Source organism: Yeosuana aromativorans (assembly GCF_014646655.1).
Lineage (GTDB): Bacteria > Bacteroidota > Bacteroidia > Flavobacteriales > Flavobacteriaceae > Yeosuana > Yeosuana aromativorans.
Window position 1 is genome coordinate 1 of the sequence record NZ_BMNR01000030.1, and the last position, 647, is coordinate 647.

The 647-nt window shown below is 34.9% G+C and carries 1 protein-coding gene; it reads left to right on the forward strand.

Features of this window, described 5'->3' with window-relative positions:
* The first annotated feature begins 151 nt into the window (after window positions 1–151).
* Window positions 152–523 carry a transposase gene (locus tag IEW94_RS16815; RefSeq protein ID WP_188655257.1) on the forward strand — a complete coding sequence of 124 codons (372 nt, stop codon included), beginning with the start codon at window positions 152–154 and terminating at the stop codon, window positions 521–523.
* Window positions 524–647 lie beyond the last annotated feature (124 nt).

Sequence of the window (647 nt, forward strand, 5' to 3'; positions counted from 1 at the left end):
AGTTTTAGCTAAACCAAAGTTAGTTGCTTGTTTGCTAGCTTCTGATTTTCCTTCGGAAAATCCTCGCACGTAAACCCGCAACTATTCTTATACGAACCGTTGTGCATAATATTGACCCGTCCTGAAATAAGGCTACATAATTTTAAACATTATGTACAAAAATGACAAAGTAATCAGACGGTATTCAGAACCTTTTAAACTGAAAATTCTGGACGAAATTACAACCGGAAAACTTAACAAAAACCAACTAGGTAAACTCTATGGTATTGCGCCTACCACCATTAATGAATGGATCAGGAAGTACAACCGTAAAGACCTTATGAACACCAGAGTAAAAGTGGAAACAAAAGACGAAATAACTCGAATTAAAGAACTTCAAAAAGAGATTGAACAACTTAAAAAGCTACTCTTAAAAAAGGATCTGGATGCCCTGGTATTGGATTCATACCTGGAAGTAGCTGCTGAAGACCTAGGCTATAAATCTGTTGCTGAACTAAAAAAAAAGCTAAGTACAAAGCCTTAATCATAGCCAAAGAAAAAGCTAAGGGATTTGCTTCTTTAACTACTATAACCAATTGTTTCGGACATAAACGCAATGCTTACTATAAGTATAAAAACAGAGCTGATAAGCGTTTAAAAATAGAACA